This window comes from Pseudoclavibacter sp. JAI123 (genome assembly GCF_013409665.1).
In the GTDB taxonomy this organism is placed as follows: Bacteria; Actinomycetota; Actinomycetes; order Actinomycetales; family Microbacteriaceae; genus Pseudoclavibacter.
Window position 1 is genome coordinate 549,423 of sequence record NZ_JACCCM010000002.1, and the last position, 23,027, is coordinate 572,449.

Annotated in this window: 13 protein-coding genes; 10 read left to right on the top strand and 3 right to left on the bottom strand. The window is 70.7% G+C overall.

The features are described from left to right. Positions 1-49 precede the first annotated feature (49 nt). Both HDC34_RS14690 and HDC34_RS14695 read right to left on the bottom strand, forming a co-directional pair. The gene (locus HDC34_RS14690) at positions 50-10,528 is read right to left on the bottom strand and encodes a non-ribosomal peptide synthetase (RefSeq protein WP_179557537.1); all 10,479 of its coding nucleotides are present in this window, start codon (positions 10,526-10,528) and stop codon (positions 50-52) included. Between the two features lie 104 nt (positions 10,529-10,632). After that, positions 10,633-10,860, bottom strand: a complete 228-nt coding sequence (locus tag HDC34_RS14695; protein WP_179557538.1) for a hypothetical protein — start codon at positions 10,858-10,860, stop codon at positions 10,633-10,635. 119 nt (positions 10,861-10,979) lie between these two features. On the opposite strand from HDC34_RS14695, the gene HDC34_RS14700 reads away from it, so the two are divergent. Beyond that, on the top strand, positions 10,980-13,748 hold the full coding sequence (locus tag HDC34_RS14700) for a rhomboid family intramembrane serine protease (protein WP_179557539.1): 2,769 nt from the start codon (positions 10,980-10,982) through the stop codon (positions 13,746-13,748). On the opposite strand, the gene HDC34_RS14705 is transcribed toward HDC34_RS14700, so the two are convergent. Next, positions 13,712-14,305, bottom strand: coding sequence for an NAD(P)H-dependent oxidoreductase (locus HDC34_RS14705; protein WP_179557540.1), 594 nt, complete (start codon positions 14,303-14,305; stop codon positions 13,712-13,714). The genes HDC34_RS14700 and HDC34_RS14705 overlap by 37 nt on opposite strands. Before the next feature lie 70 nt (positions 14,306-14,375). Between HDC34_RS14705 and HDC34_RS14710 the strand changes: the two genes are divergently transcribed. From HDC34_RS14710 to HDC34_RS14750, 9 genes are all read left to right on the top strand, one after another. Next, positions 14,376-14,948 (top strand): TetR/AcrR family transcriptional regulator, encoded by a 573-nt coding sequence (locus tag HDC34_RS14710; protein ID WP_179557541.1) that lies wholly within the window; start codon positions 14,376-14,378, stop codon positions 14,946-14,948. Between the two features lie 225 nt (positions 14,949-15,173). Next, a complete protein-coding gene (locus HDC34_RS14715) occupies positions 15,174-15,584 on the top strand; it encodes a VOC family protein (RefSeq protein WP_179557542.1) in 411 nt (136 codons plus the stop codon). A 125-nt stretch (positions 15,585-15,709) separates the two neighbouring features. Then, positions 15,710-16,657 carry a mevalonate kinase gene (gene mvk / locus HDC34_RS14720; RefSeq protein WP_179557543.1) on the top strand — a complete coding sequence of 316 codons (948 nt, stop codon included), beginning with the start codon at positions 15,710-15,712 and terminating at the stop codon, positions 16,655-16,657. Then, positions 16,654-17,667, top strand: a complete 1,014-nt coding sequence (gene mvaD, locus HDC34_RS14725) for a diphosphomevalonate decarboxylase (RefSeq protein WP_218855262.1) — start codon at positions 16,654-16,656, stop codon at positions 17,665-17,667. The genes mvk and mvaD overlap by 4 nt, the downstream gene beginning before the upstream one ends. Next, positions 17,664-18,752, top strand: coding sequence for a phosphomevalonate kinase (locus HDC34_RS14730; protein ID WP_179557545.1), 1,089 nt, complete (start codon positions 17,664-17,666; stop codon positions 18,750-18,752). Before mvaD ends, HDC34_RS14730 begins: the two co-directional genes overlap by 4 nt. Continuing rightward, on the top strand, positions 18,745-19,830 hold the full coding sequence (gene fni / locus HDC34_RS14735) for a type 2 isopentenyl-diphosphate Delta-isomerase (RefSeq protein ID WP_179557546.1): 1,086 nt from the start codon (positions 18,745-18,747) through the stop codon (positions 19,828-19,830). The genes HDC34_RS14730 and fni overlap by 8 nt, the downstream gene beginning before the upstream one ends. Then, complete coding sequence (locus HDC34_RS14740; RefSeq protein ID WP_104311488.1) at positions 19,827-20,873, top strand: hydroxymethylglutaryl-CoA reductase; 1,047 nt, start codon at positions 19,827-19,829, stop codon at positions 20,871-20,873. Before fni ends, HDC34_RS14740 begins: the two co-directional genes overlap by 4 nt. 26 nt (positions 20,874-20,899) lie before the next feature. Then, positions 20,900-22,072, top strand: a complete 1,173-nt coding sequence (locus tag HDC34_RS14745) for a hydroxymethylglutaryl-CoA synthase (RefSeq protein WP_179557547.1) — start codon at positions 20,900-20,902, stop codon at positions 22,070-22,072. 31 nt (positions 22,073-22,103) lie between these two features. Continuing rightward, the gene (locus tag HDC34_RS14750) at positions 22,104-22,946 is read left to right on the top strand and encodes a universal stress protein (RefSeq protein ID WP_179557548.1); all 843 of its coding nucleotides are present in this window, start codon (positions 22,104-22,106) and stop codon (positions 22,944-22,946) included. The last annotated feature ends 81 nt before the right edge of the window (positions 22,947-23,027 follow it).

Here is a 23,027-nt window from a genome sequence, read left to right on the forward strand (position 1 = left end):
CTGATGGAGGTGGCGCGAATGGTTCTCCAAGTGCTTCGGAGCCCGTTCGCTATCGGTTGGGGAATAGCGCGTGTGAATCCGACATGAGGCGGTCGAGCTCCGGAGCGACCTCGCCGAGCGCTGATTCGTCGAGGAGCGCGGAGTGGCGCGCGTGGACTGGGCTCGAGGTCACCGTGCCGGTGGTGTGCGGTGCCCAGGCGTCGGGTCCTGGGCGGTCGGCCGGGACATCGACGCTCGCCTCGAACACGTGCAGGTCACCGTCGAAGGTCGGCACGGGCGTCGTGTCGAGGAGGGCGCCCACGCGCAGGAAGCCGCGCACCATCCGCTCGATACTTGCCGAAGGGATGTCCGCGAGCGGGTTGCCTGCCTCTGCAAGCAGCGCGCGGACCGCATCCGCATCCAGCTCGTCTGCTGGCGCCTCCACCTCGTTCGCATCGAGGAAGGCACGCCACATGCGGTCGCCACCGTCGACGCCCGCGACCGAGGAGTGCTCGGTCGGGTAGGCGTCGAGGATCGCGAGGAGCGCGACCTCGTCGCCGCGGCGCTGCAGGTGGGCGGCGAGGTGCTGAGCGAGGCGGCCGCCGAACGACCAGCCGACGATCCGGTACGGGCCTGCCGGCTGCACGGTCTTCATCGCGTCCACGTACTCGTCGAGCAGCTCGGCGAGCGTGTCGTGGTCGGTCTGCTCCCCGTCGTCCGGGGCGATGCCGGGCAGCTGGAGGCCGTAGAGCGGGCGGTCGCCCTCGAGGTGTGCGAGCAGCCCGGCGAACTTCCAGGAGATCCCGCTGGCCGGGTGCACGGCGAAGAGCGGTTCCTGGGCGGCAGGGGAGCCGTCGTCGCGGGCGGGCCGCAGCGGCAGGATCGTCCGGAGGCTCTCCGCGATGTCGCCGCCTCCGGTGCTGGCGAGGGCAGCGAGCCCCTCGACGGTGGGCGCCTGGAACATGGCCTGCACGGGCAGGTCGACGCCGAGGGCCTCGTTGATGGCGCGGATGGTCGGCTGCGCCACGAACGAGTGGCCGCCGAGCGCGAAGAACGAGTCGTCTGCCCGCACGTCCTCGACGCCGAGCACCTCGGCGAAGGCCGCCGCGACCGCCAGCTCGGCCCGCGTGCTCGGCTCGCGACCGGCCCCGCCCGTCGTCTGGAACTCGGGGAGCGCATCCCGGTCGAGCTTTCCGTTCGGGGTGAGGGGGATGCGCGGGATGATCTCGAGGCCCACGGGATGCATGTAGTCGGGCACCGTGCCGCGCACGGCATCGAGCACTCGGCTCGCGAGCTGTGCTCGGGCCTCGCCGTCTGCGTCCGGGTCGCCGCCAGCGATGCCGGGGTCGCTCGGCACGATCCAGGCGCCGAGCGCGAGTTGCCCGGCCGATTCGACGGGCAGGACCACGGCGTTGGCGACGCCCGGCTGGGCGCCGATCACGCGAGCCAGCTCCTCCGGCTCCACGCGATGGCCGCGGATCTTGAGCTGGGCGTCGCTGCGGCCGAGCGACACGACTCGGCGCGGTTCGCCGTCGAGCGCATCCCGCACGACGACGAGGTCGCCCGTGCGGTACATGCGGCTGCCGTCGCGGGCGAACGGGTCGGCGACGAACCTGTCGGCGGTGGCCTCAGAACGGCCCGTGTAGCCGTGGGCGAGCTGCGTGCCGGCGAGCCAGAGCTCGCCGACGCTGCCGACGGGGCTGGGACGCAGCTGGCCGTCGAGCACGTAGCCCACGACGTCACCCGTCGTCGCCCCGAGCGAGGGGGCCGCCGTCTCACCGATATCGGCGAGCATCGAGTCGACGCCGACCTCCGTCGGGCCGTAGAGGTTCCACGCGCGAACCGTCGCTCGTCCACGCAGCCAGCTCCACAGCTCAGCGGTGATCGCCTCGCCGCCGAGCAGCATCGTGAATCCGTCCCCGTCGGGGAGGGAGTCGAGCCAGCTCTCGAGGCGGGTCTGCTTCATGAGCGCCTCGACGTAGCTCGGGGTGGTCTCCCACGCGCCGATCCGCCGGTCCGCGAACAGCTGCACAAGCGCCTCGGGGTCACGGCGCACGTCGTCGGCGACGATGTGCAGCTCGTGTCCGCTCGCGAGCCACAGGATCGGGTCCATGGCGGCGTCGAAGCCGACGCCCGTGGTGTGCGCCACGCGGATGCGACGCGTCGCCGCATCCGGCAGGAGGGTCGATCGGTGGCTGCGGAGCAGGCTCGCGAGGGCGCGGTGGGGCACCTGGACGCCCTTCGGCACACCCGTCGTCCCCGAGGTGAAGATCAGGTAGGCGGGGTCGTCGAGCGACACCTCGGGGAGACCGGCGGCCTCGTGCTCCGTGGAGCTGTCGGCGAGGAGCTCCTCGAGTCCGCCGTCGAGGATGACGGCTGGCTCTGCGGCCTCGATCATCGCGTCGACGCGCTCGCTCGGGTACTCGGGGTCGATCGGCATGGCGACGGCGCCGGCCCGCCATACGGCGAGCAGGGCGGCGGCCGTGTCGACCGAGCGCGGCAGGCGGTAGGCGACGACGTCGCCGCGGCCGACGCCGCGTCGGCGGAGCGCGCCGGCGAGCCGGTCGATGCGAGCCGTGAGGGCGCCGAAGTCGAGCGCTCCGTCTGGGGCCACGACCGCCAGTTCCGTGGGCGTGCGCGCGGCAGAGGCGGTGAAGGCGGCGAGCACCGCGCTCGGCTCGGACGTCGTGCTGGCGTCGCTCGCCTCCTGGAAGGGCCAGGCACGCAGGCGCCCTGGCGTGCCTGGCACCGGGATCGCCTCGAGGGGCGCATCCGGCGTCTCGGTGGCCGCCGCGAGGTAGGCGAGGAGCCGCTCGACGAGGCCGCCGGCCGCGGCTGCGCTGAAGAGCGCCGAGTTGTACTCGAGCACGCCTGGCACGTCGGCGCCGGCCTCTGCGGTGCGCAGCGTGAAGGACAGGTCGAACTTCGCGCCGCCCGTGCTCTCCGGAGCGACCGGGGTGACGGCGACGCCTGGCAGGGCGAGGGGGAGCTCGCTGCGCTCCTCGACCGCGAGCATCGTCTGGAAGAGGGGGTGGCGTCCGAGGACACGCTCCGGGGCCATCGCCTCGACGATGCGCTCGAACGGCACCTGCTCGTGGTCGATGCCGAAGAGCGCGGCCGTGCGGGCCGCCTCGACGGCGTCGGCCAGCGTCGCCTCGTCGCCGAGCTGCACGCGGAGCGGCAGCGTGTTGACGAAGAATCCGACGAGGTCGCTGAGATCGGCGTCCTGGCGGCCGGCCGAGGGGGCCCCGATGACGAGGTCCGTGCCGGCACCGGTCCGCGCGAGGAAGCCGGCGATCGCGCCGAGCCAGCCGTGGAAGGCGCTCGCCGACCTGCCGGCCGCGACGGAGCCGAGCGCGCCCGCGACCTTCGCGGGGATGCTGAAGTCGAGCTGGCCGGCAGGCTGCGCGCTCTGCGCGGCCCGCGCGCCGTCGGCAGGGAGCTGCAGCACCGACGGGGCGCCTTCGAGGTGGGCGGTCCACGCCCCGACCTGCTCTGCTTCATCCGCTGGCGCCTCGCTCGCCCGGATCTGGCGCGCGAAGTCGGCGAACTGTGCGGGCAGCGGGCGCCGGAGCGGCACCGAGCCGCTGCGCCGTGCCGTGTAGGCCGTGGCGAGGTCGTGCGCCAGCGGCGCGAGGGAGGCGCCGTCGGTGGAGATGTGATGGAGGACGAGCTCGAGCAGCCACGAGTCGTCGCCGGCGGGAGTCAGACCTGCGCGCAGGGGAAGCTGGCTCGTCAGGTCGAAGCCGGCCGATGCGTCGACCGGCTCGTGCTGGAGCACACCGGCGGCGGGTTCGTGGATGCGTTGCACCGGAGCCCCATCGACTTCGGGGTACGTGGTGCGCAGCACCTCGTGTCTCGCGACGAGGTCGTCGACCGCGCCGGACAGCGCCTCGAGGTCCAGGTCGCCGTCGAGGCGGGCGCTGAGCACGACGTTGTAGTTACCGGATTCGGGGGCGAGCTGGTTCAGGAACCAGAGGCGCGCCTGGCCGGGCGAGAGCGGCAGGGCTTCGCCGTGGACGCGCGGGTTGGCTGCGGTCCACTCGGCGAGCGGCGGGTGCGAGCTCGGCCCACCGGTGGGGACGACCACCGGGTGCTCGCCCGTGCGGCCGAGCACGGTAAGGAGGGCGGCCGGCGTGGGGGCGTCGAAGATCGCGCGCAGGGGAGGGGCGGCACCGAAGCGCTGGCGCAGCTCACCGGCGAGCGCCACAGCGAGCAGGGAGTGCCCACCGAGCCGGAAGAAGTCGTCGTCCAGGCCGACCTCGTCGAGGCCGATGACGGCGGCGAACGCCTCGCACATGCTGTGCTCGTCGTCCGTCTTGGGCTTGCGGGAGCCCGCGACCGACTCCGGGGCGGGGAGCGCGGCGAGGTCGACCTTGCCGTTCGGGGTCAGCGGGAGCCTCTCCAGCACCGTGACGGTGGCCGGAACCATGTACTCCGGCAGCTCGGCGCGGGCGAGGGAGAGGACGGCGTCGGCATCGGCTGCCCCGGCGACCCAGGCGACGAGCCTCGCGCTGTCGGGACCTGCGGGCGCGTGGATGGTCGCGACGGCGGCCTCGACGCCCGGAGCGCGCTCGAGGCTGCGCTCGACGTCGCCGAGCTCGATGCGGTAGCCGCGGAGCTTCACCTGGTCGTCGTCGCGGTGGAGGAACTCGAGTTCGCCGGAGGGGTGGCGGCGGACGATGTCGCCGGTCCGGTAGAGGCGGGTGCCGTCTCCTGAGGGGTCGGCGATGAAGGCGCTCGCCGTCTCGGCGGTGCGTCCCAGGTAGCCGTGGGCCTCGGAGGCGCCAGCGAGGTGGAGTTCACCCGGCACGCCGTCCGGCACGTCGCGGAGGTAGCCGTCGAGCACCCGAGCGGTCACGTTGGCGACCGGGCGGCCGATGCGGACACCTCCCGGCTCGGTCAGGCGCGTCACGACGGAGTCCACCGCGAACTCGCTCGGGCCGTAGAGGTTCCAGGCCTCGATTCCGTCAGCGCTGAGCAGGGAGTCCCAGAGGTCGGGCGAGACGGCCTCGCCGCCGAGGGCGACGAGCAGCGGCGTCTCGCGTTCGGCGCTCTGCTCGAGGAGGCCGGTGCCGATGAGCTGGCGCACGTACGAGGGCGTCGTCTCGAGCACGTCGATCGAGGAACCGGACACGCGCTGCACCAGCTCGTCGGCGTTGCGCCGCGTGGCGTCGGACGCCATCACGAGGCTCGACCCCGCGGCAAGCCAGAGGATCGGGTCCCAGGCGGCGTCGAAGCCGAGGCCGGCTACGTGCAGGACGCGCGGGGGGCGCCCGCCGAGGAGCTCGCGGAGCGGGGAGATCATCGCGTGCAGGTGCTGCGCGAGGACATTGGCGAGGGCGGAGTGCGGCACCTGGACGCCCTTGGGCACACCGGTGGTGCCGGACGTGAACACGAGGTAGGCGGGCTGCTCGGGGAGCGGCAGGGCGGGGAGGTCGAGGTCCGACTCGCTGGCGCCGAGCTCGACGAGAGAGGTGGGGGCGACGGTCCGAGTCCCTGACTCGTCGGCGAGGGAGCCGAGGCGCGCCTCGTCGACCGCGACGAGCAGCACGGGGGTGCTGGCGTCGAGGATCTGCGTGATGCGGGCATCCGGGTAGTCGATGTCGACGGGCACCGCGATGGCACCGCTGCGGAGCGCGGCGAGCACGAGCGTCACGGCGTCGCCGGAGCGGGGCAGCGCGATGGCCACCCGGTCTCCGGGGCGCACGCCTGAGGCGACGAGGCCACGGGTGGCGGCGTCGATGCGCTCGCCGAGCTCGGCGAAGGTGAGAGGCTCGGTGTCGTCCTCGAGGGCCAGCTCTCCGGGGAGACGGCGGACGCTCGTGGCGAGTTCATCGAGGATCGTCCCGTCCATCGGCAGGCGCTCGCCGCGGGCCTGCGCGTCGATCCGCTGCTGGGTCGCCCGGTCGAGGGCCGGGAGATCGGAGAGGGCGAGCTCGACGGTGTCGATCATGGCGGAGAGCATGCGGTCGACGGTGTCGCGCATGCGCCCGATCGTCGATTCGTCGAAGAGCGCGAGGTCGTAGGCGAGGGCGGCCTCGAGCGGGCCTTCGTCGCCGGCGGGGGTCGAGAAGTCGAGCATGAGGTCGGTCTTGACGCCGGCGGTCGTGACCTGGCTCGGGACGGTGACGACGACCTCGCCGAGGTCGAGCTTCGCCGGCTCGGTGTTCTGGAGCGTGAGGAGCACCTGGAAGACGGGGTGGCGGTCGGCCACGCGCGGCGGCCGGAGGGCGTCGACGACCGCATCGAACGGCACGTCCTGGTGGGCGTACGACTCGGTGTTGCCCACGCGCACACGCTCGATGAGCTCGCCGAGCGTCGGGTTCCCCGCGAGCGAGGTGCGCAGCGCGACCGTGTTGACGAAGAAGCCGACGAGTCGCTCGAGCTTCGGGTCCACGCGTCCGGCCACGGGGGTGCCGACGACGATGTCCGTGCCGGCGCCGTGCTGGCCGAGCGCCGCCGCCACTGCCGCGTGCAGGACGATGAAGAGACTCGTCCGATGCTGCGCCGCGACCTCGCGGAGGGCGCGGTGGCGCTCCGCATCCAGTTCGAAGGCGAGGTGGCCGATGTCGCTCCGCCGCGCGCCGCGCTCGCGGTCTCGCGGGAGGGCGATCTCGTCGGGTGCGTCTGCCAGCGTGCGCCGCCAGAAGTCGAGCTGCGTGCTCATGGCGCTCGAGGGGTCGTCCTCTGAGCCGAGCGATTCCCGCTGCCACAGCGTGTAGTCGGCGTAGGAGACGGGGAGCGTGGGCAGCACGTCGTCGGCCGGGGCGCGCCTCTCGCCGGCGGCTGCGGCGACGTGGCTCGAGTAGGCCGCGGAGAGGTCGGCGGCGAAGGGGGCGAGCGACCAGCCGTCCGAGGCGATGTGGTGCATCGTCGCGACGAGCACGTGGTTCGTCGGCGAGGTCCGCAGGAGGACAGCGCGCAGCGGCACCTCGCGGGTCACGTCGAAGGGGCGCAGTGACTCCTGGCGGACGATGTCGTCCACCCGGTCTTCTGGCACGTCGACGGAGGTGAAGGCGGGGGCGCCGGCGTCGATCGGGAGGATGCGCTGCCTCGGCTCGCCATCGACGTAGGGGAAGACCGTGCGCAGCGGCTCGTGGCGCTCTGCGATGTCCCGGAAGGCGGCCCGGAGCGCCGCCTCGTCGAGCGTGCCATCGAGGTGCAGCACGATGGGGATGTTGTAGGCGCTGGAGCCTGGCTCGAGGCTGTTCAGGAACCACAGGCGCCGCTGGGCGAGGGAGACCTGGAGCTCGTCGCCGTGGGGCGTTGGGGCGAGGGGGAGGGCGCGGGAGGCGTCGGCGCTGTCGTCGTCGAGCGCGGCGAGCCCGGCGACGGTCGGGCGCTCGAAGACGTCGCGCACCGTGATCTGCCGGTCGAGGCGCTCCGTGAGCTGCGAGGCGAGCTTGGTGGCGAGGAGCGAGTGGCCGCCCGCGCCGAAGAAGTCCTCGTCGACGCCGATCGACTCGATGCCGAGCACCTCGGCGAAGGCCTCTGCGGTGACGCGCTCGGCGCGTGTGCGCGGCTGCTGCACGGGGTCGTTCGGGCGCTGCTCCGGGGCTGGGAGTGCCCGCCGGTCGAGCTTGCCGTTCGGGGTCATGGGCAGCTCGCTCAGCGCGAGCACGCTGCTCGGGACCATGTAGCCGGGCAGGTCGGCGGCGAGTGCGGCCTTCGTCTGCGCCGCGAGGTTCTCCTGCTGGCGCTCGCCGGTCACGTACCCCACGATGCGGGCGGATGCGCCGTCGCCCACCACGATCGCGGCGGCGGCTGAGACCCCGGGCTGCCTGCGCAGCGCGGCCTCGACCTCCGCGAGCTCGACTCGGTACCCGCGGATCTTCACCTGCTCGTCGATGCGGCCGAGGAAGCGGAGCGAGCCGCTGCGACGGCGACGGACGACGTCGCCCGTGCGGTACATCCTGGTGCCGTCCCCGGCGAACGGGTCGGCGAGGAAGCGCTCGGCGCTGAGGCCGGGCTGGCCGACGTAGCCGGACGCGACGTTGGCGCCGGCGAGGTAGAGCTCGCCGATGGCGCCGTCCGGCACCGGGGTGAGGGAGGCGTCGAGGAGGTAGTGGCGCGTGTTGCGCACCGAGCTGCCGATGTGCGGCTCCGAGCCCTGCACGATGGGCGCGATGAGGCTGTCGACGGTCGTCTCGGTGGGGCCGTAGAGGTTGAGGGCGGAGACGTCCGGCTGGGCCGCGAGCGCGTCCCAGAGGGCGGGTCCGACGGCCTCCCCGCCGAGCGCGATCTCGGTCGGGTACCTGTCCTGCTGGAAGAGTCCGCCCGCGATGAGGGCCTCGGCGAACGACGGGGTCGTCTCGATCGCGTCGATGCCGTGTTCGGCGAGGTAGGTGGCGAGGCGCTGCGGGTCGCGGCGCACGTCGTCGTCGATGAGGTGCAGCTCGTGGCCGGCGAAGAGCCAGAGCAGCGGGTCCCACGCGGCGTCGAACGAGAGGCCGGCCGTGTGGGCGACCCTCACGGGCCGGCCGAGGCGCTCTGCCGCTGGGTCGAAGATCTCGGCGCGGTGGTGCTCGAAGAGGTTGCGCAGGGCGAGGCGGTCCACGCCGACGCCCTTGGGGCGCCCGGTGCTTCCCGAGGTGAAGACGACGTAGGCGAGCTCTGAGGGGGAGACGGGTGCAAGGCCGCTCGGGTCGGCGGGTCGCTTGCGCCAGGCGATGGACGTGTCGGCGTCGATCGGCAGGGTCGCGACGCGCCAGGACGCGCCATCGGCGAGGTCGCGCTGCTCCTGGGCCTTGCTGGTCAGCAGGAGCGCGGGCGATGCGTCCTCGATCATGTTGCCGACGCGGTCGATGGGGTACTCGGGGTCGAGGGGGACGTAGACGCCACCCGCCTTGAGCACGGCGAGCACGAGCATCGGGAGGTGCTTGCTGCGCTCGATGCGCACTGCCACCGTGCGCCCTGGACCGACGCCCTCGCCGACGAGGTGGTGCGCGAGGCGCGTCGAGAGCTCGTCGAGCTCCGAGAAGGTGAGCGTGCCGTCAGCTGCGACGACCGCACGAGCCGTGTCGCGGACCGCGGCGACCTTCGAGAACGCGCGCAGCACCGATTCCTGGCCGATGGGCACGTCGTCGCCGGAGCCCTGCCCGAGGAGACCGGCGATCTCGTCCGCTCGCACCACGTTGGCGTCCGTGACGGTGGTCGTGCTCGGATCGTCGAGCACCTGCGAGAGCAGCTCGAGCATCCGCCCCGCGTGCTCGCTGAGGACCTCGGCCGTGTAGAGCTCGGCGTCGCCTTCGAGCTGGAGCGTGGGCTCGGCGGCCTCGCTCGTCAGCCCGGAGATGACGACCGACAGGTCGTGCACCGGACCGGTCGAGAGGATGGTGACGGTGCCGCGCGCGCGGCCGAACACGAGCTCGTCGATGACGGGGAGCAGGTTGACGGAGGGGCCGGCGAGGGCGTGCGTCTGCGCGACCTCCTCGACCCGGAACTGCTGGTGCGCGACGGCGCCGCGCACGGCGTTGCCGGCGTTGGCGATGACCTCGGAGAGGCTCAGCCCCGGGGCGACGTCGACGCGCAGGGGCAGGATGCTCGACAGCATGGACGGGGTCGTCTTCGCGAGCTTCCCGCGCCTCGCCGTGACGGGGAGGCCGAGCGAGACCCGGACCTGGCCGGTCATCTTCGACAGGTAGAGGGCGACCAGTCCGACTGCCGTCTTCGGCATGTCGCGACCGAGCGCGCGCAGGCGCTTGGCGTCGGCGTCGGGGATGCTCGTCGACACGCGCACGACGCGCTTGGCCGCCCGGCCGGTGGTTCCCTCGAGCCCGGTCACGACGCTGTCGTCGGCGAGCTGCTCGCGCCAGTAGTCGGCGTCGGCCGCGTGCTGATCGGAGACCGCGTACTCGTCGAGGTGGGCCAGCAGTTCGGGCAATCCGGGAAGGGGAGACGCGGTGCGCGCGGCCAGGTGCGCGATCGGGCCGGCGAGCAGGGCGCCGAGCACCCCGCGGGGGGCGCTCTTCTCGAGCCGGGTGTACGCGCCGGCGAGGTAGCGGAGGCCCACGACGGCGGAGTAGCCGTCGAGGAGCACGTGGTGCACACGCTGGAAGAGCAGCCAGCGAGCGTCCGCGACCCGGTACAGGGTCGTGCCGAGCAGCTCGCGTCCCGTCATCGGCCGCGGCGTCTCGAGCTCGCGGTCCATGCGCTCGAGGGCGACCTCGACCGCCTGCTCCTCGCCGAGCTCGCGCAGGTCCGTCACCGCGAGGAGGTCCGCGGTGGGCGACGGGCGCTCGATGATCGCGTACGGCCCGTCGCCGTCCTCGGCGAGCACGAGGCTCATCGCGTCGAGGTCGGCCACGGTCTTCGTGAACGCGATCCGCAGCAGGCGCTCGTCGAGCTGCCCTCGCAGGTCCAGGTACTGGCCGATCTGGTAGCTCGGGTTGTCGGGATCCAGCTGCTGGGCGTACCAGATGCCGAGCTGCGCCGGGGTGAGGCGCAGGCGAGCCGATTCCGCGCCGTCATCGTGCTGGCTGCTCGGGCCCCGCTGGCCCTTCTGGGTCTGCTGGCTGGTCTGCGTCTGCTGGCTGGCCTTCGTCACTGTGCGCTCCTCATAGCGGTGCCGAGGTCTCCCTCGGCACCTGGTCTCCTGCTGTGCTGCGGCGGGTCGCCGCGGCTGGCCTCCCTCAGACGGAGGCGCGGCCGCTACTGGAACTGGCCGATCTGCAGGGAGTTGAGGAGGCCGCCGAGGTCGATGAGTGGACCGTCGATGAGGGGGCCGTTGATGAGCGCGCCGCTCGCCGTCGTCGAGACGGAGCTCGCCGGTGCGAGGTCGGCTGCGCTCGCGGGGTCGGCCGTCAGGGCGACTGCGCCGAGAGAGAGGGCCGCGGCCGTGGAGAGGCTGGCGATGGTGCGCGTCGTCGTCTTCTTCATTGTCTTGCTCCTCAGTTCGCTGTGTGCCGGGTTGGTCACAAGAGTCCTTCGGAACCCATCTGGCGGCGGTTTGGCAACAATGCGAGGCCTCTCGGTCGTTTCACAGCTAGCCTGAACGCGTGTTCGACTGGCTGATAGCTATCCCCCCGCTGCTCGTTGTCCTCCTCGTGGCCGTCATCGTCACGCTCGAGAGTCTCGGCTTGCCCCTCCCTGGCGAGAGCGTGCTCATCGCCGCGGTGCTCATGAGCGTGGCAGGCACTGGGGTCGACCCGTGGCTGCTCGCCGCCGCGGCCGCCGTCGGCGCCATCGTGGGCGACTCGATCGGCTACTACATCGGCAAGCGCTGGGGAGCGCGACTGCTGCGCTACCTCTCGCAGCGGTTCCCGAAGCACTTCAGCGTCGCGCGCATCAACGCCGCCGTCGGGCTCATGCAGAAATGGGGCGCGTACGCCGTCTTCTTCGGTCGCTTCATCGCGCTGCTCCGCGTCTTCGCGGGACCCCTCGCGGGCGCCATGGCCATGCCGTACGGTCGCTTCTTCGTCGCGAACGCACTCGGTGGCGTCGCCTGGGCGGCCGGTGTCACCGCCATCACGGTCGCCCTCGGGAAGAGCGCCCTCGCGATCATCCACGCGTTCGGCTGGGCCGCGCTTGCCGTCGCCGTCGTCCTGGTCATCGTCATCGTCGCGGTCGTCGTCTACCGAGCCCGCAACCGACCTGAGGGGGCGGATGCGAGCAGCGAGACCGAGCAGGAACTCGACCTGCTCATCCCTGCCGCCCAGGATGCGCAGGAGACCGCTCCGGGAGGGGCCGCGGGTCGCGACGCCATCGGGGCGGCGGTCCGCCCACTCGTCACGTTCGCCCGTCGTGCTCCGTTCACGACCATCCTGGTCCTGGTCCTCATCGTCGGAGGCGTCGCCACCGGCGCGATGTGGCACCTGTCACGAGCGCAGCCCTGGTACGGAGACGTGGCCTTCGGCCTGCCGCCGCTCCAGGCCGGCATGTGGTGGACCCCCATCACGGGGTCGCTGCTCGGCAACGGCGCCTGGCACTACGCGCTCCTCATCGTGCAGCTGCTCATCGTGGGCGGTGTCTTCGAGTTCCGCTTCGGCTGGAAGCGAACCGCCCTGGTCTTCCTCGCCGGTCAGGCACTCGCCGTGCTCGGAACGCTCGCCATCGTCGCCGCGCTCGCCCCGACCGGGTGGGAGTGGGCGACCAGACTCGCGGGCAGCCTCGACGTGGGGGCATCCGGTGGCATCGCAGCGCTGACCGCCGCCCTCGTCTGGGTCCTCCGACCGCCATGGCGCCTGCGACTGGGTCTCGCGCTCGGGGCGCTCGTCTCCCTGCGCCTCCTCTATGTGGGCGACCTCGCGGACCTCGAGCACTTCCTGCCGGTCGCCGTCATCTTCACGATCTACGCCGTGCAGCGGCACCGCAAGACGGGCCTCGCCACGAGCACGCGCGAAGACCGCCTCATCGCCTTCACGGCGCTCATCGGCCTCGGTGCGGCGCAGGTCGTCGCTGCCCTCTTCACGCTCGACGGACCGCTCGGCAAGTCGACCGCCGAGACCGAGACCTGGGTCGGCGTCGCGATCGACGTCGTCGTGATCCTCCTCGTCGCGAACGGCATCAGGCGAGGACAGCGCTTCGCGTGGATCGTCGCCGTGGCCCTCGGCATCTTCAACCTGCTCGAGCTCGCGCTCATCGTCCTCGACGTCGCAACGTCCGGCAGCCTCGACGACGGCCTGACCATGAACTTCACGGGCTCGCTGCTCTGGGTGCTCGTCGTGCTCTTCCTCGTAGTTGCCCGCAGGTCCTTCGCCGTGCGCGTGCGCCCGTCGAAGAACTCCATCTCCGGGGACCGGCGAGGAACGGTCGAGGAAGCCCGCGAGATCCTCCCGAGAGTCGGGGGCAGCACGATCTCCTGGATGACGCTCTGGCCCCGGAACCACTACCTGATGAGCCCAAAGAAGGATGGCTACATCGCCTACCAGGAGTACTCGGGGGTCGCGCTCGCGCTCGGCGACCCGGTTGCGCCCGCGACGGAGCTGAGCGACCTCATCCACGACTTCGCCTCCCGCGCCGAGCTCGCCGGGCACACGCCGGCGTTCTTCTCAGCGACGCAGGCGACCGTGGACGCCGCCCCATCCAGCTGGCAGCGAGTTCAGGTGGCGGAGGACACGATCATCGACCTCCCCGGTCTCGAGCTCAAGGGGAAGCCCTGGCAGCCCGTCCGCTCCGCCGTCAACCGGGCCGAACGCGAAGGCATCCGCTTCAAGATGACGACCCTCGCCGAGGAGCCGTGGGCTGTGCTCGCGCAGGTGCGCGCGATCTCCGAGGACTGGGTGGGTGACAAGGGGCTGCCCGAGATGGGCTTCACCCTCGGCGGCGTCGACGAGGCACTCGACCCGGCCGTGCGGCTCGGCATCGCGATCGATGACGACGGCAGCGTGCACGGCGTCACCTCGTGGCTGCCCGTCTACGGCAGCGAGGGCGAGGTCCGCGGCTGGACGCTCGATCTCATGCGTCGACGCGACGGTGGCTTCAAGCCCGTCATGGAGTTCCTCATCATCTCGTCGGCGCTGGCCTTCCGGGATGAGGGTGCCGCCTTCGCCTCGCTGTCGGGGGCGCCACTGGCGGGGTCCGGCGAGGCCCAGGCCACGGCGCTCGACCAGGTGCTGAGCCAGGTCTCGGAGATCCTCGAGCCGCTCTACGGCTTCTCGTCCCTGCACAACTTCAAGACGAAGTTCAACCCGAGGTACGAGCCCATGTACCTGCTCTACCGGGACGAGGCCGACCTGCCGCGCATCGGCATCGGCCTGACGCGTGCGTACCTCCCGACCGCGACGACGGGTCAGCTCATCAGGGCAGGACTCGGCGCCGGCAAGTAGCGCCTGGCGTCGTTCTCGCCGAGCGTGGACGCCTCGGCGAGCCACTGTTCGCGCTTCTCGGCCGTCGAGGTCTTGACGGGGGAGAAGCGCGTGACCGCGATGGGCGAGAGGCCGATGAAGCCGAGCACGTGCGTCTTGAGCTGCCGGACTGGTGTGTTCCCCGTGAGCCGCAGGTAGGTGCCGGGGCTGTCCGCAGTCATGATGATGCGCGCGCTGCGTCCCTTGAGGAGGCCCTTGGGGAACGTGCCCGAGGCGTCATAGGCCATGCGAGGGAGCAGGAGCCTGTCGAAGAACCCCTGGAGCAGTGACGGCACGGAGCCCCACCAGACCGGGGTGACGAGCACGATCCTCGTCGCCTCCTGGATGGCGGTCCAGGCCTCCCGCAGGTCGGGCTCCAGCTCCTGCCGCTTGGTGTAGCCGAAGCGCAGGTTCTGGTCGAACGCGAGGTCTCGCACGGCGAGGATCCTGGCGTCGCCGTGCGCGTCGGCGTAGCGCGTCGCGAGCGCGGCGCAGAGGGAGTTCGGGTTGGGGTGGCCGTCGATGACGAGGGTGTGCATGGTGGCTCCTGAGCCTTGAAGTGGACAGTGTCAAGATGTGGCGAGAGCCAGCCTAGCTACAATGTTGCTCATGTCAAGATCGGATGCGCCCTATCACCACGGCAACCTCGGCCCCGTCCTCGAAGCAGCCGGCGTCGAGCTGCTGGCGCAGAAGCCGCATTCATCGATCAGCCTGCGCGAGCTGGCGCGGGAGGCTGACGTCAGCCACAACGCGCCGTACCACCACTTCGGCGACAAGACCGGGCTCTTCAAGCGGCTCGGCGAAGTGAGCATGCAGCGGCTCGTCGACCAGTTCCTGGCCGCGGATGCGCCAGGCCTCGACGCGCAGGAGCGCGCGCTTGCGCTTGGCGCCGCCTACGTCGAGTTCGCCGTCGACAACCCGCATGCGTTCACGCTGATCTACGACCCGGAGGTGTGTGTGCCAGGTTCCCCGAGCGAGACCATGGCCCCGCTCATCCGTCAGCTCGAGGACACACTCGGCGACGCGGCGGCGGGACTTGACCCCGAGGCTGGCGCTGGGCGAATCGAGGCGCGCGCGACGGCCCTCTGGGCGACCATGCAGGGACTCGCATGTCTGGTGATCGCGGGGCATCTCACCCGTGCTGAGATCAGGCCCGCGATCGCCGAGTCGCTTCGGCGCTGAAGCTCCTCAGCCACGGTCTCGATGTGAGGCTCGAGTCAGGCGAGCGACTCGACGAAGGCGACGACGCGTCGTTCGCGCACCGCGGGGTGCTGGTCGGCGCGGTGACGGTCGTGAGGCAGGAGTTCAGCGAGATTCGCTGCTCGGATGCGTCGGATTGTCGGCGGCTTGTGCCACGATCAGATTCAGCGACGATGACCGTCGTCGCGACCTACGAGAGGCCCGACCATGGCAGTCATCCTGAACCCCTACATCCACCTCATCGACAACGCGCGCGAGGCGCTCGAGTACTACAGGTTGGTCTTCGGCGGAGAGCTCGTCATGAGCACCTTCGGTGGCTCTGGCATGCCCATGGACCCTTCCGAATCAGAGAAGATCATGCACGGCCAGCTCACGACCACGAGCGGTTTCACGATCATGGCCTCGGACACCCCGTCCTTCATCGAGCCCAACCCGGGACGAACGGTCGAGATCTCCATCAGCGGCGATGCAGCGGACGAGCTGCGCGGCTACTGGGACAAGCTCGCCGATGGCGGCGAGATCGAGCAGCCCCTCGTGCAGGCGCCGTGGGGTGACACGTTCGGAATGCTCGTCGACCGCTTCGGGATCGCGTGGATGATCAACATCCTGGGAAGCTGACGAGTGCGCTGCATGCGATCAGCCTGACTGCGCCGTACACTTGACGCCGACCTACTGCGAGGTGAGTGACCCTGGTGCCATCGAGTTTCGACGTGACGTCGCTTGCTTCTCTCGACACTTCTGCGTTGCCGCGAATCGGACGAGCCGTCGGGCGCGGGAGCGCCCACGCCAAGCTCATCCTCTTCGGTGAGCACGTCGTCGTCTACGGAAAGCCCGCCGTCGCGCTTCCGCTTCGTGCCATGCGCATGCGGGCGACCGCATGGCGTGAGGGCACAGAGCCCCGCTTCGAGTCGGACCACTACACAGGCCCGCTCGCTGCCGCCCCCGAGATCGTCGAGGCGCCACGCACGGCGATCGAGGAGACCCTCAGGGCCATCGGGGGCGACCTCGAGGGTCTGACAGTGGCCGTTCGCGGCAACATCCCGCTCGGGCGCGGCCTCGGGTCGAGCGCCGCGGCGGCCGGAGCCATCGTCGACGCGGTCTCGCGGCTCCACAACGTCACGCTCTCCGGCGGCGAGCACTTCGCGCTCGTCCAGCTGGCGGAGCAGGTGGCGCACGGCAAGCCGAGTGGACTCGATGCGCTGGCGACGACCATCCCGTCGCCCATCCGATTCCAGAACGCCAGCGCCGTTCCGGTGCCTGTCGCCCTCGACGCGTGCTTCGTGATCGCAGACACGGGCGTGCACGGTTCGACGCGCCAGGCCGTCGATGACGTGCGCACCTCGCTCGAACGCGACCACGACGCGACGATGACCATCATCGACACCCTCGGTGACCTCTCGGACCTGGCTATCACCGACCTTGAGACCAACGAGGCACGCTCGCTCGGCGCCCGCATGACGCAGGCGCACGAGCTCCTGTCAGCGCTCGGCGTGAGCCACCCAGCACTCGACGAGCTCGTGGCCGCGGCGACGGGTGCAGGGGCGCTCGGGGCCAAGCTCACGGGCGGAGGCCTCGGTGGATGCATCGTCGCCGTCGTCGAGCGCGGCAATGCGTCGGCGGTCGCCGCAGCGTTGCAGGGCGCGGGGGCCATCCAGACCTGGAGCATCACCAGCACGGGCACCCCGCTGTGAGGTCGACTGCCGTCGCCTTCCCGAACATCGCGCTCATCAAGTACTGGGGGAAGCGCGACGAAGCGCTGATCATCCCGCAGACCTCGAGCCTCTCGCTGACGCTCGCCGTCTACCCGACCACGACGACCGTCACGCTCGCGGCGGAAGCCGAGCAGCACCAGGTCCTGCAAGACGGCGCCCCCATGCCGCAGGCGGCGTCCGTCAAGGTGGCCCGCTTCCTCGACCACGTCGGTCAGCTGGCCGGCAGCACGAGAGCCGCGCGCGTCGAGACGAGCAACGCGGGACCGACCGGAGCAGGCCTTGCGTCGTCCGCCTCCGGTTTCGCTGCCCTCGCTGCCGCGGCTGCTGCGGCGTACGGGCTCGACCTCTCTGCACGCGACCTCTCGCGACTCGCCAGGCGTGGCTCCGGCTCCGCCTCGCGCTCGATCTTCGGCGGCTTCGCCGTCTGGAACGCCGGCACCGACGACCTCAGCTCCTACGCGGAGCCCGTGAACGACGCGCACGTCGACGCGGCCATGGTGCTCGGCATCGTCAACGCCGGGGAGAAGCCGATCTCGAGCCGCGACGCCATGCGCCGAACCGTCGAGACCTCGCCGTACAACGCGCCGTGGGTCGAGACGAACCCGACCGAGCTCGCGCTCATGCGCGACGCGCTGCGTCGAGGCGACTTCACCGAGGTCGGTGAGATCACCGAGCGCAACGCGCTCCGCATGCACGCCGCGATGCTCGGCGCCGTGCCTCCCGTCCGATACCTCACCGCGGGCAGCATGGCCCTCATCGACGCCGTGGCGGACCTCCGCCGCGGCGGCCTCGAGGCGTACGCCACCATGGACGCCGGGCCGAACGTCAAGACGCTGTGCCGCTCCGCTGATGCCCCCGCGGTCCGAGCAGCGCTCGCAGCCGCAGCTCCCGGCACCGAGTTCGTGATCGCCGAGTCAGGTCCGGGTGTGGCCGTGTCCGGTCCGGACGACCAGGCCGCGGTCCCAGGCATCCCCGGAGCAACGCGGTGATCGTCGCCGAAGCCCCTGGCAAGCTCTTCGTCACCGGTGAGTACGCGGTTGTCGAACCAGGCAGGCACGCCGTGATCGTGGGGGTCTCCAGGCTCATCCGTGCCCGCCTGCACGCCGTCGCGAACGACGCGGGCAGCTCGGTCCGGTCGCTGCACTTCGGCTCGCAGCCCGTCCCGGTTGCCATCCATGACGACTCGGTCTCGATCGACGCAGCCGGTGGCGAGCTCGTGCAGGAGTGCATCCGCGTCGTCCACGACCTGGCACGTGAGCGGGGGATCGAGACCTCGCCGTTCGCGCTCGAGATCGAGAGCGAGCTCGACGACGAGCACGGTCGCAAGTTCGGACTCGGATCGAGCGGTGCCGTCGCTGTCGTCACCGTGCGCGCCGTCGCCGAGCACCTCGGTCTCGGCCTCGACGACGACGCGGTCTTCCGCCTCGCGAGCCTCGCGACCATCGAGCTGCGGCCGGCCGCCTCGTGCGCTGACATCGCGACGAGCACGCTCGGGGGATGGGTGCACTACGCGTCGCCCGACCGGCTCGCTGTTCGCGAGCTGCGTCGTGCGAGCGGGGTCGAGGCGAGTCTGAGCGAGGCCTGGCCAGGGCTCGTGCTCGAGTCGCTGCCAGATCCGAGTTCCATGGTGCTGCACGTGGGATGGACCTCAGCGCCAGCCTCTACGGCCGAGCTCGTCGGTACACTCCACGCGGGGGCCTGGCGATCGAGCACCGGATACGCGGCCTTCCTCGGGGAGAGCGACAGGATCACGGCGGCTCTCGTCGCGGCGGTCCGAGCCGACAGCGTCGAGCACGCCCTCCTGGCCATCCGCGACGCGGCCGACAACCTCGAGGCGCTGGACGAGCTGAGCAGCATCGGCATCCGCACCCCCGCGCTGCTGGATCTCATCGCCGCGGCACGCGGCGTCGGGATACCGGCGAAGACCTCGGGGGCAGGTGGCGGCGACTGCGGAATCGCGCTGGCGCCGGCCCGCAACGAGGCGCTCGACGCCGCATGGCGCGCCGCCGGCATCGAGGTCCTGGACCTGCACGTCATACCGCACCGTCGAGTTGGAGTTCGCGAACATGGGTAACCGCAAGGACGAGCACGTCGACCTGGCCCTCGAGCAGCGGGCAGGCATCACGCGCAACGACTTCGACGACGTGCGCTTCGTCCACCACGCCCTCGGCGGGATCGACCGCGGGTCCGTCTCGACGGCCGTCGAGGTCGCCGGTGCCAGCTGGCCTGTGCCGTTCTACCTCAACGGCATGACGGGCGGCAGCGACCGCACCGGCGCCATCAACCGCGACCTCGCGGTGGCGGCTCGCGAGACCGGCATCGCCATGGCCGCCGGCTCGCTCTCCGCCTATCTCAAGGAAGCCGCCACGGCTCCCAGCTTCCGCGTCATCCGCGATGAGAACCCGCACGGGTTCGTCATGGCCAACGTCAACGCCACCGTCAGCCCGGACGACGCGCGGCGCGCCGTCGACCTGCTCGAGGCGAATGCGCTGCAGATCCACATCAACTCGGTGCAGGAGACCGTGATGCCGGAGGGCGACCGGGACTTCGCTGCGTGGCCGGGGGCCATCGAGGCCATCGTGCAGCGAGTCGGCGTTCCGGTCATCGTCAAGGAAGTCGGATTCGGGCTCAGCTCGAAGACGCTCGCACGCCTCGCCGAGCTCGGAGTGTCATACGCGGACGTCAGCGGCCGGGGTGGCACGGACTTCGCCAGGATCGAGAACTCCAGACGGCGCCTGGGCGACTACGCCTCTCTGGTCGGCTGGGGACAGTCGACCCCTGAGGCGCTCATCGAGGCGGACGCCAGTACCTCGCCCACGCCCGTCCTGCTCGCCTCGGGAGGCGTGCGAACGCCACTCGACGTCTTGAGGGCGCTTGCCCTCGGCGCGCGCGCCGTCGGCGTATCCGGCCACTTCCTCGAGGTGCTCGTCGAGGACGGCCTGGAGGCGCTCGTCGAGCACATCCGCTCCTGGCAGGATCAGCTCGCTGCGCTGCAGACCATGCTCGGCGCTCCCACTCCTGCGGCTCTGGGCCAGCAGGAGCTCATCCTCCACGGCGCGCTCCTCGAGTTCTGCGCCTCCCGCGGCATCGACCCGGCCGTCGTCTCGCGAGCCCGCGGGCGCGGCACCCTCCCATCGAAAGGACAGCGATGAGCACCGAGCTCCTCGACCACGCACCAGTTCCGCTCAAATGGGTGGGTCCAGTCCGCGTGACCGGCAACGTCATGGAGGGTGAGCAGCTCGTCCCGCTCGCGACCTACGAGCAGCCGCTCTGGCCCTCGGTCGGCCGCGGCGCCAAGATGTCCATGCTCGTGCCGGACGGCATCAAGGCGACCCTGATCGACGAGCGCATGAGCCGCTCGGTGCTCTTCGAGGCCGACGACGCCGGCGTCGCGCTCACGGCGCTCCACGAGATCCAGTCGCACATGCACCTGCTGCAGGAGGTGGTCGCGACGAGCAGCCGCTTCGCTCGCCTCATCGACCTGCACGCGCAGATCGCCGGCAACCTGCTCTTCCTCAGGTTCGAGCTCACGACCGGCGACGCGTCCGGCCACAACATGGTGACGCTCGCCTCCGAGCGACTCATGGACTTCATCCTGCGTCGCTGGCCAGAGCTCCGCTACGAGTCGATCTCGGGCAACTTCTGCTCCGACAAGAAGGCGACCGCGGTCAACGGCATCCTCGGCCGGGGCAAGAACGTCGTCACGGAGCTCGTGCTCCCGCGGCGCACCGTCGAGCGCTGGCTCCGGTCGACTCCGGAGAAGATCGCGCAGCTCAACGTGCGCAAGAACCTCATCGGCACGATGCTGGCTGGCGGCCTTCGAACGGGCAACGCGCACTACGCGAACATGCTCCTCGGCTTCTTCCTCGCCACGGGGCAGGATGCGGCGAACATCGTCGAGGGCTCGCAGGGAATCACCCACGCCGAGGTGCGCGACGGAGACCTCTACTTCTCGTGCACGCTGCCCAACCTCATCGTCGGGAGCGTCGGCAACGGCAAGGGGCTCGACTTCATCGAGGCGAATCTCGAACGCCTCGGCTGCAAGGAAGACCGCGAGCCCGGAGCGAACGCTCGGCGACTGGCCGTACTGTGTGCGGCAACCGTTCTCTGCGGCGAGCTCTCCCTCATGGCAGCCCAGACGAACCAGGGCGAGCTGATGGCCTCGCACATCAAGCTGGAACGCGCCGCGAACTGAGCGACGCGCGGAAACGAGCGAACACTATGACAACACCAATCGGCATCCACGACCTCGCCTTCGCGACGGGGTCCCGAGTGCTCGACCTCTCGGTGATCGCCGAGCGGCTCGGCACTGAGATCGAGAAGTACACCATCGGCATCGGCCAGGCGCGGATGAGCATCACCGCCGCCGACGAGGACGTCGTCACGATGGGCGCGGCGGCAGCCAAGCAGATCATCGACCGGCACGGCACCGAGGGGATCCGCACGGTTCTCTTCGCGACGGAAACCGGCATCGATCAGTCGAAGGCGGCCGGCGTGTACGTGCACCAGCTGCTCGGTCTGCCGGCCACCTGCCGAGTCGTCGAGCTGAAGCAGGCCTGCTACTCGGCCACCGCCGCGCTGCAGTTCGCCACGGCCCTCGTCGCACGCGACCCGCGGCAACGCGTGCTCGTGGTGGCGAGCGACGTCGCGCGCTACGAACTGGGTTCGAGCGGTGAGCCGACCCAGGGGGCCGGCGCAGTCGCCATGCTGGTGGCGGCCGACCCGGATCTTGTCGTCATCGAGCCAGGCTCAGGGGTGTTCACCAGCGACATCATGGACTTCTGGCGTCCGAACGGCCAGGTCACCGCGCTCGTCGACGGCAAGTACTCGATTCGCGCGTACCTCCAGGCCGTGGAGAGCGCGTGGAACGACTACACCGAGCAGGGCGGATTCCCCATCGGCGACTTCCATCGCTTCTGCTACCACCAGCCGTTCACCAAGATGGCCTCGAAGGCGCACCGCCACCTCATCAAGACAGCAGGAGGTGACCTCGAACCGGCGGTTCTCGACGCCCAGATCGCGCCCACACTGCGCTACAACAGGGTCATCGGCAACACATACACCGCATCGATCTACCTTGCGCTCCTGAGCCTGCTCGACAGCGAGGAAGAGCTGGAAGGCAGCCGTATCGGCTTCCTGAGCTACGGCTCCGGAAGCGTGGCGGAGTTCTTCGGCGGCACGGTTCAACCTGGATATCGAGAGCACTTGCGAACCGAAGAGAATCGAGCAACGCTCGCGAATCGCGTTCCCATAGATGCCGCACAATACCTGGAGTGGCATGAACGTCGGGATCCGACCGAGTTGGGGGAGTTCACGCTCCCGAACGAGACGGAGGGTCCATTCCGGTTGGCCGGTTTCAGCGACCTCAAGCGCGAGTACGCCGCTACGCAGTGATTCCACTGGTGTGCGGGGCTAGCATTCGGGTATGAGCGAGAACATCACCGTCGGAGTCGCTGGTAACCATCCTGGAATCGTCGCGACGCGGTGGGCGGCAGCCCGCGCGTCACGCGGACGGAAACGCCTGAAACTCGCGCATATCGTCGATCCGAGAATTGCGGGTGCCGGGAATCCAGACCTCCTGATCGAGGCGGAGTCGGCTGCGGCGCGCATCCTGCAGGAGGCGACCGAGGCGGCGCTCGCCGTCGACGCCGGCCTCGACGTGGAGACCGTCGTGCTGACGGGTCCGGTCATCGAGACCCTCGCCGAGCTCTCGAAGTCCTCCGGCCTGCTTGTCGTGGGCAGCAACCGTGGTGACGCTCCTGGACGCGCGAGTGGCACGCACAGCGTTCGCGTCGCCGCTGCCAGCGAATCTCCGGTTGCGGTCGTCCCGGACACCGATCTCTCGGCCCGACGCGGCGTGGTCGTCGGTGTCGACGGGTCGGACCTCTCGGAGAATGCCCTGGCGGTGGCTGCGGAGGAGGCGAGTCGCGCAGGGGAGCCTCTCATCCCCGTGCACGCCTGGCATGCCCCGAATGTCTACGGAGGGGGCGTCATCGTCACGGGTGACTTCTTCGACGAGCTGCGTCTCGCCGCGGAGGAGACACTCTCGCTCGCCCTTGCGGGCCTGAGGGGCCGCTACCCAGACCTCGAGATCACCCCGGTTGTCGTCGAGGGCATTCCGGACATGGCCATCCTCGACGCCGCGCACTCGGCGTCCCTGGTCGTCGTCGGCAGCCGGGGGCGGGGTGCCTTCGCAAGGCTCCTGCTCGGTTCCGTGAGTCATGGAGTCCTCGCGCACCTCGAGACGCCAACGATCGTCGCCAGATAGCGACGGCCGGTACAGGAAGAGGGCCCGACGGCTTCCGCCGTCTGGCCCTCTTCCTGCGTCTGGTCTCGAGAGGTGAACCCA